This window comes from Mesorhizobium sp. M0088 (assembly GCF_040322895.1).
GTDB lineage: Bacteria > Pseudomonadota > Alphaproteobacteria > Rhizobiales > Rhizobiaceae > Mesorhizobium.
Window position 1 is genome coordinate 48,741 of sequence record NZ_JAMYUI010000037.1, and the last position, 13,543, is coordinate 62,283.

General features: G+C 62.8%; 14 protein-coding genes. 4 read left to right on the top strand and 10 right to left on the bottom strand.

All coding sequences use genetic code 11. The features are described from left to right. Nucleotides 1-8: 8 nt before the first annotated feature. Together NKJ67_RS32370 and NKJ67_RS32375 are read right to left on the bottom strand one after the other, a co-directional pair. Nucleotides 9-1,235, bottom strand: a complete 1,227-nt coding sequence (locus NKJ67_RS32370) for a Zn-dependent hydrolase (protein ID WP_352585390.1) — start codon at nucleotides 1,233-1,235, stop codon at nucleotides 9-11. Then, complete coding sequence (locus tag NKJ67_RS32375; RefSeq protein WP_352585392.1) at nucleotides 1,232-2,440, bottom strand: diaminopropionate ammonia-lyase; 1,209 nt, start codon at nucleotides 2,438-2,440, stop codon at nucleotides 1,232-1,234. Before NKJ67_RS32375 ends, NKJ67_RS32370 begins: the two co-directional genes overlap by 4 nt. Before the next feature lie 106 nt (nucleotides 2,441-2,546). On the opposite strand from NKJ67_RS32375, the gene NKJ67_RS32380 reads away from it, so the two are divergent. Beyond that, the gene (locus NKJ67_RS32380; protein WP_352585394.1) at nucleotides 2,547-3,026 is read left to right on the top strand and encodes an Lrp/AsnC family transcriptional regulator; all 480 of its coding nucleotides are present in this window, start codon (nucleotides 2,547-2,549) and stop codon (nucleotides 3,024-3,026) included. A 54-nt stretch (nucleotides 3,027-3,080) separates the two neighbouring features. Here the strand turns inward: NKJ67_RS32380 and NKJ67_RS32385 are convergent, their stop codons facing one another. The 6 genes from NKJ67_RS32385 to NKJ67_RS32410 form a co-directional block, all read right to left on the bottom strand. Then, complete coding sequence (locus NKJ67_RS32385; RefSeq protein WP_352585396.1) at nucleotides 3,081-5,189, bottom strand: molybdopterin-containing oxidoreductase family protein; 2,109 nt, start codon at nucleotides 5,187-5,189, stop codon at nucleotides 3,081-3,083. Between the two features lie 86 nt (nucleotides 5,190-5,275). Then, on the bottom strand, nucleotides 5,276-7,153 hold the full coding sequence (locus tag NKJ67_RS32390) for an ABC-F family ATP-binding cassette domain-containing protein (RefSeq protein WP_127268152.1): 1,878 nt from the start codon (nucleotides 7,151-7,153) through the stop codon (nucleotides 5,276-5,278). 124 nt (nucleotides 7,154-7,277) lie between these two features. After that, a complete protein-coding gene (locus NKJ67_RS32395) occupies nucleotides 7,278-7,727 on the bottom strand; it encodes a Ros/MucR family transcriptional regulator (RefSeq protein WP_127268153.1) in 450 nt (149 codons plus the stop codon). Nucleotides 7,728-7,889: 162 nt separating this feature from the next. Next, a complete protein-coding gene (locus tag NKJ67_RS32400; protein ID WP_024504288.1) occupies nucleotides 7,890-8,093 on the bottom strand; it encodes a hypothetical protein in 204 nt (67 codons plus the stop codon). Next, complete coding sequence (locus NKJ67_RS32405; protein ID WP_352585399.1) at nucleotides 8,086-9,012, bottom strand: DMT family transporter; 927 nt, start codon at nucleotides 9,010-9,012, stop codon at nucleotides 8,086-8,088. The genes NKJ67_RS32400 and NKJ67_RS32405 overlap by 8 nt, the downstream gene beginning before the upstream one ends. Before the next feature lie 45 nt (nucleotides 9,013-9,057). Then, complete coding sequence (locus tag NKJ67_RS32410; protein WP_292457520.1) at nucleotides 9,058-9,891, bottom strand: hypothetical protein; 834 nt, start codon at nucleotides 9,889-9,891, stop codon at nucleotides 9,058-9,060. A gap of 110 nt (nucleotides 9,892-10,001) precedes the next feature. On the opposite strand from NKJ67_RS32410, the gene NKJ67_RS32415 reads away from it, so the two are divergent. After that, nucleotides 10,002-10,961 (top strand): LysR substrate-binding domain-containing protein, encoded by a 960-nt coding sequence (locus tag NKJ67_RS32415; RefSeq protein WP_027037936.1) that lies wholly within the window; start codon nucleotides 10,002-10,004, stop codon nucleotides 10,959-10,961. Nucleotides 10,962-11,072: 111 nt separating this feature from the next. On the opposite strand, the gene NKJ67_RS32420 is transcribed toward NKJ67_RS32415, so the two are convergent. Continuing rightward, the gene (locus NKJ67_RS32420; protein WP_013532473.1) at nucleotides 11,073-11,585 is read right to left on the bottom strand and encodes a DinB family protein; all 513 of its coding nucleotides are present in this window, start codon (nucleotides 11,583-11,585) and stop codon (nucleotides 11,073-11,075) included. Between the two features lie 59 nt (nucleotides 11,586-11,644). Between NKJ67_RS32420 and NKJ67_RS32425 the strand changes: the two genes are divergently transcribed. Then, the gene (locus NKJ67_RS32425; RefSeq protein ID WP_256745622.1) at nucleotides 11,645-12,337 is read left to right on the top strand and encodes a glutathione S-transferase family protein; all 693 of its coding nucleotides are present in this window, start codon (nucleotides 11,645-11,647) and stop codon (nucleotides 12,335-12,337) included. An 11-nt stretch (nucleotides 12,338-12,348) separates the two neighbouring features. On the opposite strand, the gene NKJ67_RS32430 is transcribed toward NKJ67_RS32425, so the two are convergent. Beyond that, nucleotides 12,349-12,609, bottom strand: coding sequence for a DUF2934 domain-containing protein (locus NKJ67_RS32430; protein ID WP_127331827.1), 261 nt, complete (start codon nucleotides 12,607-12,609; stop codon nucleotides 12,349-12,351). A gap of 372 nt (nucleotides 12,610-12,981) precedes the next feature. Here NKJ67_RS32430 and ndk point away from each other — a divergent pair, with 372 nt between their 5' ends. After that, on the top strand, nucleotides 12,982-13,404 hold the full coding sequence (ndk, locus tag NKJ67_RS32435; protein ID WP_013532476.1) for a nucleoside-diphosphate kinase: 423 nt from the start codon (nucleotides 12,982-12,984) through the stop codon (nucleotides 13,402-13,404). Nucleotides 13,405-13,543 lie beyond the last annotated feature (139 nt).

The window sequence follows — 13,543 nt, forward strand, 5'->3', positions numbered from 1 at the left end:
CTTCTGACCTAGTTTGCCAGTTGCGCGGCCACATCAAGCAGGATGTTGGCCCCGGCAACAAGCTCGGCATCTTCGGTGTGTTCGCGCGGACTGTGGCTGATGCCATCGGCGCTCGGCACGAAGATCATGGCCGCCGGTGCGATGCGCGCCAGCATCTGTGCATCGTGGCCGGCGCCGGACGTCATGCGCCTGACGCCAAGGCCACGGCGTTTCGCGGCCGCCTCGATTCGTTCGACGATGCGAAGGTCGAAGATCACCGGCTCGAAGCGAGCCAGTTGCTCGACCGAGATCGTCACGTTCTCATCGGTGGCAAGCTGCTCGAGATAGGCGGCAAGCGCCGCCTCCTCCGCCTGGAGGCGCTGTTCGTCGGGGTCGCGCAGATCGATGGTGAAGACGGCGCGCGAGGGAATGACGTTGATGGCATTCGGCTCGAAGCGGATCGTACCCACGGTCGCCACCGTCGGCGCGTTCGAGGCTTTGATCCGGTCGAGCAGGAAGGTGATGGTCCGGGCGGCGGCGTGGCCGGCATCGTTGCGCATCAACATCGGCGTGGTGCCGGCATGATTGGCGACGCCCTCTATGGTGATACGCTGCCAGGAGATGCCCTGCAGATTCTCCACCGCGCCGATCGGCAAACCTTCGCGTTCCAGCACCGGCCCCTGTTCGATGTGCAGTTCGAGATAGGCGTGCGGCTTGAGGAAGCCGGGCTCGCTGTCGCCGGCATAGCCGATGCGGGCGAGTTCCTGCCCCAGCACGCTGCCGTCCGTGCCGACGGCCGCCAGCACCGTTTCGGCATCGATGCCGCCGGCGTGGACCAGCGAGCCCATCATGTCGGGCGTGTAGCGTACGCCCTCCTCATTGGTGAAAGCGGCGACCGCGATCGGGCGCGACGGCGAAAAGCCTGTCGCCTTGAGCGTCTCGATCACTTCCAGCCCGGCAAGCACCCCGTAGCAGCCGTCATAGATGCCGGCATCGATGACGGTGTCGATATGCGAGCCGATGAGCAGCGGCGCCTGCCCGATACTTTCCGGGCTTTGCCAGGTGCCGAATATGTTGCCGACCCGGTCGATGGCGACATCGAGTCCGGCCTGCCGCAGCCAGCCGACGAAGAGATCGCGGCCCTGCTTGTCGGTGTCGGAGGCGGCCAGCCGGATCAGCCTGTCCTCGCCGTCGCGACCGACGGCACCGAGTTCGCGGATACGGCCAAGCAGGCGCTGTGCATCGATGGCGATCATGCCGTTGCCTCGGCTTTTCTCTTGCCTTCCAGCACATCGGCCGGGCTCATGCCGACCAGCTCGGCATAGCGATGCGGGTCGGTGGCACCTTCGGTGTTGATCACCAGCACCCGCGATTTGCCGTCCAGTCCAAGCTCGGTCGGGTTGTCGGCCATCGCCCGGATCAGCCCGGCAAGACCAACACCGCCGCTTTCGCCGGCGACGATCACCGGATCCCCGGCGGCCGGCCGGGCCAGCCGCCGCATCACCGCGATGGCGTCGGCCTCATCCACCGTCATGAAGGCATCGGCGGCGCGCGCCAGCACCCGCCAGGCTACCGGGGAGGCCTCGTAGCATTCAAGCATGGCCATCACCGTCGGCCGGCCATGCGCGACCTTGACCGGGTGCCCGGCCTGGGCGGCTGCAAAAACACAGGCTGCACGCGCCGGCTCGACCACGATGAAGGTCGGCCTGGCGTCACCGAGCACGATGGCGAGATGACCGGCCAGCGCGGCGGCAATGCCACCGACACCAGCCTGCACAAAGACGTGGGTTGGTGTCCGAGGGAACTGACGCAGCGCTTCGCGCACGATCGCCGTATAGCCCTGCATGACCAGGCCAGGAATCCGTTCATAGCCCGGCCACGAGGTGTCGGACACGACGGTCCAGCCCTTCTCCGCCGAAACCTGGGCGGCCCGCCTGACCGAATCATCATAGTTGCCGTCGACGCGGATCATCTCGGCACCATAGCGGGCGATCGCCGCTATGCGCTCCTCGCTGACGCCGGCGTGGACGAAGATCGCCGCCCGCGCGCCGACGAGTTGCGCGCCTTGCGCAACGGAGCGGCCATGGTTGCCGTCGGTCGCACAGGCAAATGTCATTGCCGCGGCGACGGCCCGTACATCAGGCCGATCGAGATCGGCAACATCGACGGGCCGGCCAAGCCGGTTGCCTGCCTCCTCCAGCACCAGGCGGAAGACGGCATAAGCGCCGCCCAGAGCCTTGAAGCTGCCGAGGCCGAGGCGAAAGCCTTCATCCTTGATATGGATAGCGCCAAGTCCGAATTCGCTGGCGAGCGCCGGCAGCGCATGCAGCGGCGTTTTCAGGTGATTGTCGCGACGGGAAAGAAAACGCTCGACCGTGTCAGCGCCGGCCACGCCGAGGATTTCGGCATCGGCCGGATCGAGTGGCAGGCGATGCAGACTATTGCGGTTGAGCAGGAACACTGGCAGGCCTCCTTGGCGTTCGGCGAGAATATATTGCAGGACCGGTGCAAAGGGCGCTGTAATATGACCTCCCAAATGCAAGTTTGTTTCGCCGAGGACCTCTCCATTGCCTGTATCGCCACCCATGCTCGACAGTTTCGATCTCGCCATCCTTGCCATCCTGCAGCGCGACAACACGACGCCGCAGCGGCTGATCGGCGAGGCGGTGAACCTGTCGGCGCCGGCGGTGCAGCGCCGCATCAAGCGTATGGAACAGACCGGCGTCATCGCCGGCAATGTCGCGGTCGTCGAGCCGGCAGCGGTCGGCCAGCCGATCACCATCTTCGTCGAGGTGGAACTCGAGAGCGAACGTGCCGAACTGATCGACGCGGCCAAGCGGCAATTCTCGGCAACCCCCGAGGTTCAGCAATGCTACTACGTCACCGGCGAGGCCGATTTCATCCTGGTCATCACCGTGGCCGACATGGCCGCCTATGAAACGCTGACGCGAAAACTGTTCTTCGACAGCAACAATGTCCGCAAGTTCCGAACGTTCGTTGCCATGGACCGGGTCAAGGTCGGGTTGACGGTGCCATTGCCCGGCTGAGCGTATCCCTGAACGGTGTGATCTGGCGCGAGGCGAGCGGAATTCTCACCTATCTCAGCCTGCCGCGCGCAGCCACACCTTGTTGTCGTGGAAGGCAGCCCCTCCATAGGGTGCCGGCGCATCGGCGCCGGTCAGAACGTTGATGCCTTCGCCGCGCTCATGCGCGCTGTTTGGCCAGATGCCTTCGGCGATCACCACGCCGCGCTTGATCCCGTCAAACAGTTTCGCATGCAGCACGACTTCGCCGCGTGTGTTGCCGACCTCGACACGGTCGCCGTCGGCCAACCCAAGGGCTGCGGCATCGTCGGGATGCAGAAGCAGTTCCGGGCGGCCCTCCTTGGCCTTCGACACCGGCGTTTCCGAAAAGGTCGAGTTGAGAAAATTGCGCGCCGGCGACGTGGTCAGCCGGAACGGATGCGCTTCGTCGGCGACCTCGATCAAGTCGACATGGTCGGGAAATTCCGGCAGAAGCGCCACCGGGCCGAACAGGCCCATGCTTTTCGGCGGCCGGTTGGGCGCCGCCTGCCCGGTCCAGTCGGCGCGGAAGCGGAATTTTCCATCCGCGTGGCCAAATCCATTGATGAAGTGTGCTGCCTCGAAATCCGGCTGCAGATCGATCCACTTGTCTTCCTTCAAGCTGTCGAAGCTGCCCAGCCCGCGCTTGCCCAGGATGATGTCGATATGCTGCTGCTCGGTCAGACCAAACCCCGGACGATCGGCGACGCCAAGGCGTTTTGCCAATTCCTCGATGACGAAATGGTTGGTGCGCGGCCCTTCCGGCGGCTCGATCAGCTTGGGGCCAAGCGTGATGTGCTGATTGCCGCCGCCCTTGTAGACGTCGTCGTGCTCGAGGAACATCGTCGCCGGCAGCACGACATCGGCAAGCTTGGCCGTGTCGGTCATGAACTGCTCATGCACGCAAGAGAACAGGTCGTCGCGCATAAAACCCCGTTTCACCAGCCGCTGCTCCGGCGCGACATTCACCGGATTGGTGTTCTGGATCAGCATCGCCGTCACCGGCGGGCCGCCATACAGCGCGTCGCTGGCTCCGGTCAGCACCGGGCCGATGCGCGAATGGTCGAGATGGCGGATCGAGGGATCGCGCATCCTGGTGCCTTCCAGAACTTCCTGGTTGAGCTTGAAGATGCCGGAGTTGGAATGGAAGGCGCCGCCGCCCTCATATTGCCAGCTGCCGGTGACAGCCGCGATGCAGGACGCTGCATGCATGTTGACGGCGCCATTGCGCTGGCGCGCGAAGCCGTAGCCGAGGCGGAAATAGGTCTTTTTCGTCGTGCCGACGAGGCGGGCGAAGGCCTCGATCTCGGCGACCGTCAAGCCGGTGATCCCGGCCGCCCAGTCCGGCGTGCGCGTCTCGAGATGCGCTTCCAGCCCTTTCGGGTCGTCCGTGTACTTTTCGAGATAGGCGCGGTCGGCCATGCCTTCCCTGAACAGCACATGCATGACCGCGCAGGCCAGCGCGCCATCGGTGCCCGGCTTCAGCACCAGGCCGAGATCGGCCTGCTTCATCGTCGCATTCTCATAGACGTCGATGACGACGATCTTCGCGCCGCGCTCCTTGCGCGCCTTGATGGCGTGCGTCATGACGTTGACCTGCGTCACCACAGCATTGGTGCCCCAGATCACCACGCAATCGGATTTCGCCATCTCGCGCGGGTCCGGCCCGCGCAAGGCGCCGGCGCCCATCATCCAGCCGGTCCAGGCGAGATTGGTGCAGATCGAACCGAAAAAGCCGGAGTATTTCTTGGCGTGGCGCAGCCGGTCGATGCCGTCGCGCTGCACCAGCCCCATCGTGCCGGCATAATAATAGGGCCAGACCGTCTCCGAGCCGTATTTCTCCTCGGCCGCAATGAATTTTTCGGCGACGAGGTCGAGCGCCGCCTCCCAGCTTGCTTCTTTCCAGGCGCCGTCGCCCTTGGAACCGGCGCGGATCAGCGGCTTCAGCAAACGGTCGGGATGATGGACGCGGTCGGCATAGCGGGCAACCTTGGCGCAGACGACACCGGCCGTGTAGCTGTTGGACTTGGCGCCATGGACGCGGCCGATGCGATTGCCGTCGAGCAGCTCGACCTCGAGCGCGCAGGTCGAGGGGCAATCATGCGGACAGGCCGAATGGCCGATGCGAAGCTTGGCGTGTTGGTTCATGGGGCGAGGTTAACCGGTTCCGGACGCGGCGTGTAGGGCCAGATAGCGCCTTGCCTTCTCCCCTGTGGGAGAAGGAAAGAACGCCCCTATTCCGCCGTGCCTTCCTCATACTCTGCCGACATGGTCAGCCACTTTTCCTCGTGGCCGGCCAGCGTCTGGGCCAGTTGCGAGCGCTCCTTCGCCAGCCGTGTCGCCGTCGAGGGATCCTTCTCGTAGACCGCCGGATTGGACAGTTCGTCCTCAATGCCGTCGATGCGCTTGCGAATGCGATCCATCAGCGCTTCGGTGGCGCGGATCTCCTTGGCCAGCGGCTCGAAGGCAGCGCGGCGAGCCGCCGCATCGCGGCGGCGGTCGGCTTTTGACGCCTTGTCGGCCTCGCGCTTGCCGCGGCGGTCGCCGGAGACGCCGGTGACCAGCGTCTTGTAGTCCTCGAGATCGCCGTCATAGGGGTTGACCGCGCCGTCCTTGACCAGCCACAGGCGGTCGGCGGTTGCCTCCAGCAGATGGCGATCATGCGAGATCAGGATCACGGCGCCGGGAAACTCGTTCAGCGCATGGATCAGTGATTCGCGGCTATCGATGTCGAGATGGTTTGTCGGTTCGTCGAGGATGAACAGGTTTGGCCCCTCGAAGGCCGACAGCCCCATCAGCAGCCGCGCCTTCTCGCCGCCCGACAGATCCTTGGCGGCGGTGTTCATCTTCTCGGTCGTGAGGCCGAACTGGGCGACGCGGCCGCGCACCTTCGATTCCGGGGCCTCCGGCATCAGCCGGCGGACATGCTCGTAGGCGTTTTCGTCCGGCCGGAGGTCGTCGAGCTGGTGCTGGGCGAAGATCGCCACCTTCAACCCGGGCGCCACCGTCATGGTGCCACTCTCCTGCTTGAGCCGGCCGGACAGCAATTTGGCGAAGGTCGACTTACCGTTGCCGTTGGCGCCGAGCAGCGCGATGCGGTCGTCGGCGTCGATGCGCAGCGTCATCTTCTTGAGGATCGGCTGACCCTCGGTGTAGCCGACATTGACGTTGTTCAGCGCCACGATCGGCGAGGCCACCGTCTTCACCGGCTCGGGGAAGGAGAACGGCCGCACCGAATCGTTCACGAGGGCCGCGATCGGTTTCATCTTCTCCAGCGCCTTGATGCGCGACTGCGCCTGTCTCGCCTTGGAGGCCTTGGCGCGGAACCGCTCGACGAAGGATTCCATGTGCTTGCGCGCGGCCTCCTGCTTGACCCGGCCCTTCTCCTGCAATTCCTTCTGCTCTGTATATTGACGCTCGAACTGGTCGTAGCCGCCGCGCCAGAAGGTCAGCTTCTTCTGGTCGAGGTGGACGATCGAATTGACGGCGCGGTTGAGCAGGTCGCGGTCGTGCGAGATCAAAAGCACGGTGTGCGGATATTTCGAAACGTAGTTTTCCAGCCACAGCGTGCCTTCGAGATCGAGATAGTTGGTCGGCTCGTCGAGCAGCAGCAGGTCGGGCTCGGCAAACAGCACCGCAGCAAGCGCCACGCGCATGCGCCAGCCGCCGGAGAAGGACGAGGCCGGACGCCGTTGCGCAGCGTCGTCGAAGCCGAGGCCGGCGAGAATGGTGGCGGCGCGGGATTCGGCTGAGTGCGCGTCGATATCGGCCAGCCGCATATGGATGTCGGCGATGCGGTGCGGATCGGTCGCCGTCTTTTCTTCTTCGAGCAGCGCCGTGCGTTCGAGATCGGCCTTGAGCACGATCTCGATCAGCGCGTCCTCGGTGCCCGGCGCTTCCTGCGCCACCTGGCCGATGCGGGTGCTCTTCGGCAGGCTGATCGAGCCTGTCTCGGACGGGAAATCGCCGGTGATGGCCTTGAACAGCGTCGTCTTGCCGGTACCGTTGCGGCCGACAAGGCCGGCCTTGGTGCCGGCTGGCAAGGTCAGCGAGGCATGGTCGAGAAGCAGGCGTCCGGCCATGCGGAGCGATAGGTCGTTGATGATCAGCATGGCCGCGCTTTTGCACCGGACATCAACGCTTCGCAAGGCCTTGCCGGCCAGTTGGCCGCACAAGGCCTCGAAACGACGCCAGCGAGGGCGTCGTCAAAGCAGCCGAACAGTGGCTTGCCTGCTCTCAGGCAGTCGCCTTGCGCTTCGTTGCCTTGGCGACAGCGGCCGGCGCTGCTGCCGGCTTGCGGCCAAGTCCCGTCGACTTTGCCAGCGCCGATCGCGTCGCCGAGTAGTTTGGCGCAACCATCGGATAGTCCGGCGGCAAGCCCCATTTGGCCCGATAATCGTCCGGGCTCAGGCCGTAGTCGGTCCGCAGATGCCGCTTGAGCGACTTGAACTTCTTTCCGTCCTCAAGGCAAATGATGTAGTCGGGAAACACCGACTTCTTCGGATTGACTGCCGGAACCAGGTTTGGAGTTTCCGCGACAACTGCACCAGCGAGCTTGCGAACCGAAGCACTGACGCTGGCAATCAACTCAGGCAGGCCGGCAGCCGGAAGAGGGTTGTTGCCTACATAGGCCGAGACAATATCGGCCGTCAGCTCGATAACGGTCTTATCATCGATATTTGACAATTCTTTCACCTTATTTGCGACAAAATCCTCCACCCCAGCGAAGACTTGTGTCGATGTATCTCTTTAACCGCGTCCCCCAACGGACCGCCAAGTCTCATAAAAGAATGAAGAATCGGCAAAAATAGCATTCATGCGAAATCGACGCCGTGCAAATTAGAAAATCTAATACTTGGAACCAGCAGACTTAGCGGCAGGACTTTCGTCCAATATCTCCAGAATACGCTTCCAGCGGGCACAACGCGCGAAATCCTTTTGTTCTATCGCCTTTTCGGCCCTCATCGCGGCGTAGAGCGGTGCCTCGGCGCCGAATTCGTCGATCAGCCAATGCGCTTCCTGAATGGCCAGACGCTCATTCTCGTCAAACATGGTTTTCGACCTCCGAACGTTCCACACCGACCGCGACACAACTGCCGATGACGAGGATGGCTCCGACAATGGCCGTCACCGTCAGCCGTTCGCCGGATAAGGTCAAAAGCAGGGTCGAGGCGATCGGCGTGAGATAGGCGACCACCGCGACCCTGCCGCTGCCTTCAAGCTTCAAGGCGCGCGACCAGAAATAGTAGCCCAGGCCCATCGGACCGGCGCCGAGATAAAGGCCGAGGGCCAGGTCCGCGCCGACGGGCCAGGTGAAACCGTCGCGAGCGCACCACAGAAACATCAAAGCGACGCCAATCAAAGACGATGGCAGCAACAGGCGATCCGCTGGAGTGGCCACCCGTCCCACCATGATCGAATAGAAGGCCATGCACAGCGCTGACCCGAATGCGGCGAGATAGCCGACCAGATCGCCCTCGAACCAGGATTGGTTGCGCCCTCCCGAAATCACCAGTGCGACGCCGATGAAGCCCACCACCGCGGCGAGACCCAACAGTGCCGGACGCCTTGGATTTTCCAACGCGATGACTGCCGCCGCGACCATCAGCGGCCAGGTGTAGGCCACCAGATTGGCCTCGATCACCGGCATCGAAGCGAAGGCGATGTATTGCAGCACCATGGTGCCGACCAGGCCGATGAAGCCGATCGCGAGAGAGATGAGCGCCGCCCCGGCGGTGACCGGTACTACTCTTTCGCGGCTCATCAATCGGATAGCGGCGAAGACGAGTGCTGCGCCTGCAAATTGCAGGAACTGGACCTGCGACACCGGGTGGCTGGCCAGCAGGGATTTGCCGACCAGGGCATTGGTGGACCACAACGCCACCGCACCGGCAGCGAAGACCAACGCGGATATCGAGCCGGATCCCTGCCGAAACAATCGGCATGGGACTCTATGTTGCTGTTCGACCATGATCCTGTCCGAAAACCGGTTCCGACTTTTCGGGGTCATGGTTCATTACCATGATTCCCTGGCGCCGCCCGGAACCGGTGCCTCGACGGCGGTGGGCACGGGATGCTCCGCCTCGAACCGACGATAGGCCGGCAGCTGATTGGTCCAGACATCTTCGGCCAGTTCGCTGACCCACTCACGGTCGTGGTCGTTGTCGGCGGCGAGATAGAACATTCTGTTATCGTCGACATAGGGCTTGGCCACCGAGCGCTGGTTGAGCACCAGCGTGACGCGCTCGCCGAACCGGATCGGAGCGGTGCGATGCAGGACGCCCAGGAATTGGCCGAGCGTCGCGTAGTTCATCTTGTGATCGATGCGCATGACACTGTTGCGCGGGATCTCGCGGCCGGCTTCGAGAATGGCGCGGCCGGTTTCGGAGTCGTCGCAGTAGATTTCGAGGTGGCCGCCGACCAGCGGATTGCTGATCGACAGCGGAATGAGCTCGGTCACCGGAACGCCATCGCAATGCCACTCCACGGCGCCGTCGTTGGGATTCATGAAGGTGACCGTCGAGCCGACGATCGACAGCGGATAGGGCTCCAGCTTGGTGCCCGTCATGTCGGACAGCCGCTCCAGGCGCAGCTTGTCATGCAGCAATTCCTTGATCTCGGGGATGAAACGGTCGGCCCCGGTGATGAAGGTCAGATCGAGGTGCTTGTGCACGGCATGGCTGGCCTTGAGCTTCAGGGCAGCCTCCTCGATCGCGGCAAGCAGTGCCGGGTCATAGCCGTGCAAATATTGCGCGACACCGAAACTCGACACTTTCCAGGCGGTTTCATGGCCGATAATGGCTTCGCGGCTCATCGCATAACGCAGTTCGGGAATGGTATGGGCGTTCATTGTACTTCTCCAGGATGGGGGCAACACTTGGTAAACAGTCGATTAATTCACCCACCCCTGTAAAATTAGGAATGCTGGTGCTAGTGTAAGCCAAGCTTAAGGTCGAAACCGTGCGTCTGCTCAGTCAGGTCAACCTCAATTCGCTTAAAATCGTGGAGAGTGCTGCGAGGCACGGTAATTTCACGCGTGCCGGCGAAGAACAGTTTATTACCGCTTCAGCGGTCAGCCAGCGCGTGAAAAGCCTTGAGGATCAGCTTCGTTTCAAGATTTTCCAGCGCGGCGGCAATGCGGTGTCGTTGACGCCGGAGGGCGAGACCTATGTCTCGCGCGTTCGCGAGGCGCTGGAGCGAATCGTCGCCGCCAGCATGGAAGCGACCGGGCAGTCGCAGGAGCATGTGCTAAAAATATCGGTGCTGCCGACCTTTGCGGCACGCTGGCTGTTTCCGCGCCTGCCGCTGTTCCAGCAGCAATATCCCGATATCGTGATGCGGGTCTCGACCTCCTACGCGACGCATGAGTTCACGGCCTCGGAATTCGATCTCGAAATCCGTTATGGCGACGGTCACTTTCACGGGCTGCAATCCGATCTGCTGTTTCGCGAAGACCTGACACCGGTGTGCAGCCGCAAGCTGTTCCACGAAGTTCTCGGCGATAAGCGGCTGTCGAAGGTGACACCGGACGACCTCAAGCACTTCACCCTGCTGCATTCCGACACCTGCACCCAGAATTGGCAATCCTGGCTTGGTTTCGCCGGCGCCAGCTTCGTGCTCAGCGAGACCAAGAGCATCTATTTCGACTCGTGCATGATGTCCTACGAGGCAGCCAATTCCGGGATGGGTTTTGCGGTGGCCAACCGTGCCTATATGGCCAGCGACATCCGCGCCGAAAGGCTGGTGGCTCCCTTCGCCGTCCACCACCCGAACACGGCTGGTTGGTATTTTGTTTCCCCGCTGAGAGGCCTTGCCGCACGCAAGGTCCAGTTGTTCAAGCAGTGGGTGATGGCGGAAGCGGCTCTGACGCAGTGCCAACTGGACAGCGAAATCAGGGGCGAGGCTTCGACGGCCGCCTGAATCTCGGGCAAGTATCCGGTGTGCCGGCTAATTTCTGATGCAAAGACAATGCTGCAGCACAAAATGCAGCGATAGTAGGCGCAAACTCTTCGACCTTCGGACGGCACCGAATCAGGCGAAAGCTCTGCCCTCCTCGGTCCGCTGAAAAAGCATCAGGTCCAACCCCAGGCTTGGCCGTCCCAGGATAGTCAGGATCGTATGCGCCTGGCCGCGATGGTGGGTCTGGTGGTTGAAGACATGATCCAGCGCCGGCGCCAGCCTTTGCGAGACGGTGCGCATGTCCGAAACGGTCATGTAGGTGAAGCGGCCCGTCAACGCCTTGTCATTGAGGCCGCCGACCCAATCGATGATCCTCCTGTCCTCGGCTTCACGCGCCGCCCGCAGGCCGGTCAACCCCCGATGCAGGATGGCATCCAGTGTCGTCGGCGCGTCGCCCTCGCCGGTGAAGCGCTTCATCCAGATCCGGTCGGCCGTCAAAAGGTGGTTGAGCGTGCCCATCATCGAGCCGAAGAAGGCGCCGACATCGCGGTTGAATTCCTCATCATCGAGTTCGGCGGCGGCATCATAGATGCGACCGTTGGCCCATTGATTATAGGCCGCAAACATCATGAAATGCTGTCTCATGGCTTCCCTCGGCTCACGTCGATGCGGGGCCTACCTAACCCGCAGGAACGCCGCCGCCAATGACCATTCTGCTCTATGATCTCGTCGGACGCGACACCACACGTCCGTTCAGCCCGCATTGCTGGAAGGTGGTGATGGCGCTTGCCCACAAGGGGCTCGACATATCGACCGTACCGACGCGCTTTCTCGAGGTGCCCGCTGTCGAGGGCGGCGTTTCGAAAACCGTTCCGGTGATCCGGGACGGCGAGACGGTCGTCGCGGATTCCTTCGCCATCGCGCTCTATCTCGATGAGGCCTATCCGGACCGGCCGACGCTGTTTGGCGGTGAAGGCGGCAAGGCGATGGCGCGCTTCATCGAACGCTGGTCGCAAGTGACCATTCATCCCTACGTGACCACCGCGGCGATCATGGACCTCCATGCCATGCAGGACGCGGAGAACGCCGTCTATTTCCGCCAGAGCCGGGAGCAGCGTCTTGGCAAACGGCTGGAGGAGGTGATGGCCGCCAGGGAGGCCGGGCTCGGCAATTTCAGAGCCTCGCTGGAGCCATTGCGCTCGACGCTCTTCTATCAGCCATTCATCGGCGGCGCGGCGCCGCTGTTCAGCGACTATATCGTCTTCGGCGCCCTGCAATGGGCGCGCATAGCCTCGCCCTACCAACTGCTCGACGACGGCGACGTGGTGGCGCAGTGGTTCGCCCGCTGCCTCGACCTGCATGGCGGGCTGGGACGAAAGATCGCCGCCGCGGCTTGACGCCGTAAAGCTTACTTGGCCGCCGCCTTCTTTGGCTTGCCGGCCTTCGTGGCAGCCTTTGCCTCCTTGGGGGCGGCCTTTGCCTTGGCGGCGCCAGTTGCCTTCCTGGTTGGCTTTTTGGCCGCCGACTTGCCCGCGGCGTCCTCCTGGTCGACATCGGCGGCCGCCTGATGCCAATGGCGCTCATGATGGCCAGCCGGCTGGCCCTCTTGCAGCCAGAGCTGGTGCGCACGGTTGCGAATGCGTTCCTGACGATCGTCTGTCATGGTCATGGTGTCTCCATACGGCCCGACCTCAGCGCGGCGCCGACACGCGAGTATAGCAAGCAACGCGTTGCTGTGTAGCCGTCTGATCTCGGCTTCGGGAGCACAGAAAAGCGCAGCGGCCTGCCCTTCGCTATCGCTCCCTGCCCTTCGGGCGTTCAAACCCTTTGAAAGGTCCACTGGACCTTTCAATCCGCCCGAAGGCGGACCGGGCTTTCACCGTTCATCGCTCGGAAAGCCAAGCAATTGGCTTTCCGAGCGCTTCGCGGACCATCCCTCACCCCTTTGGCCTCACCCCTTTGGCCTCACCCCTTGGCAATGGGCCGGGCGGCTTGTATAGAGCCCGCCACTCTCAATTCCATTCTCAGACAAGGACGACCCATGGCGCTCGAACGCACATTTTCCATGATCAAGCCGGACGCAACCCGGCGCAATCTCACTGGTGCCATCACCAGGATGCTGGAAGAGGCAGGCCTGCGCGTCATCGCCTCGCGCCGGGTCTGGATGAGCCGCCGCGAAGCGGAAGGCTTCTATGCCGTCCACAAGGACCGCCCCTTCTTCGGCGAACTGGTTGAATTCATGTCGTCGGCACCGACCGTCGTGCAGGTGCTGGAAGGCGAGAACGCCATTGCCAGGAACCGCGAAGTGATGGGCGCCACCAACCCGGCCAACGCCGCCGAAGGTACCATCCGCAAGGTTCACGCGCTGTCGATCGGCGAAAACTCGGTGCACGGCTCCGACGCGCCGGAGACCGCGGCAGAAGAGATCAAGTACTGGTTCTCGGACACCGAGATCGTCGGCTGAGCCGATAATCCAGACCTTGGATTACGTGAAAAGGCCGGCGTTTCGCCGGCCTTTCAGACTGCTGACAAACCCCGTCGATTTTCGGCGGGGTTTTTTGTTATGTGATTGAAGTGTCTTGGACTGTTTGTGTCAGGAGATT

What these genes read in the sequence shown, in the direction of transcription:
- NKJ67_RS32370 (WP_352585390.1), bottom strand. Translation starts at nt 1,235, where the DNA reads ATGATCGCCATCGATGCACAGCGCCTGCTTGGCCGTATCCGCGAACTC.
- NKJ67_RS32385 (WP_352585396.1), bottom strand. Translation starts at nt 5,189, where the DNA reads ATGAACCAACACGCCAAGCTTCGCATCGGCCATTCGGCCTGTCCGCAT.
- NKJ67_RS32390 (WP_127268152.1), bottom strand. Translation starts at nt 7,153, where the DNA reads ATGCTGATCATCAACGACCTATCGCTCCGCATGGCCGGACGCCTGCTT.
- NKJ67_RS32400 (WP_024504288.1), bottom strand. Translation starts at nt 8,093, where the DNA reads ATGTTTGACGAGAATGAGCGTCTGGCCATTCAGGAAGCGCATTGGCTG.
- NKJ67_RS32405 (WP_352585399.1), bottom strand. Translation starts at nt 9,012, where the DNA reads ATGGTCGAACAGCAACATAGAGTCCCATGCCGATTGTTTCGGCAGGGA.
- NKJ67_RS32410 (WP_292457520.1), bottom strand. Translation starts at nt 9,891, where the DNA reads ATGAACGCCCATACCATTCCCGAACTGCGTTATGCGATGAGCCGCGAA.
- NKJ67_RS32420 (WP_013532473.1), bottom strand. Translation starts at nt 11,585, where the DNA reads ATGAGACAGCATTTCATGATGTTTGCGGCCTATAATCAATGGGCCAAC.
- NKJ67_RS32425 (WP_256745622.1), top strand. Translation starts at nt 11,645, where the DNA reads ATGACCATTCTGCTCTATGATCTCGTCGGACGCGACACCACACGTCCG.
- NKJ67_RS32430 (WP_127331827.1), bottom strand. Translation starts at nt 12,609, where the DNA reads ATGACCATGACAGACGATCGTCAGGAACGCATTCGCAACCGTGCGCAC.
- ndk (WP_013532476.1), top strand. Translation starts at nt 12,982, where the DNA reads ATGGCGCTCGAACGCACATTTTCCATGATCAAGCCGGACGCAACCCGG.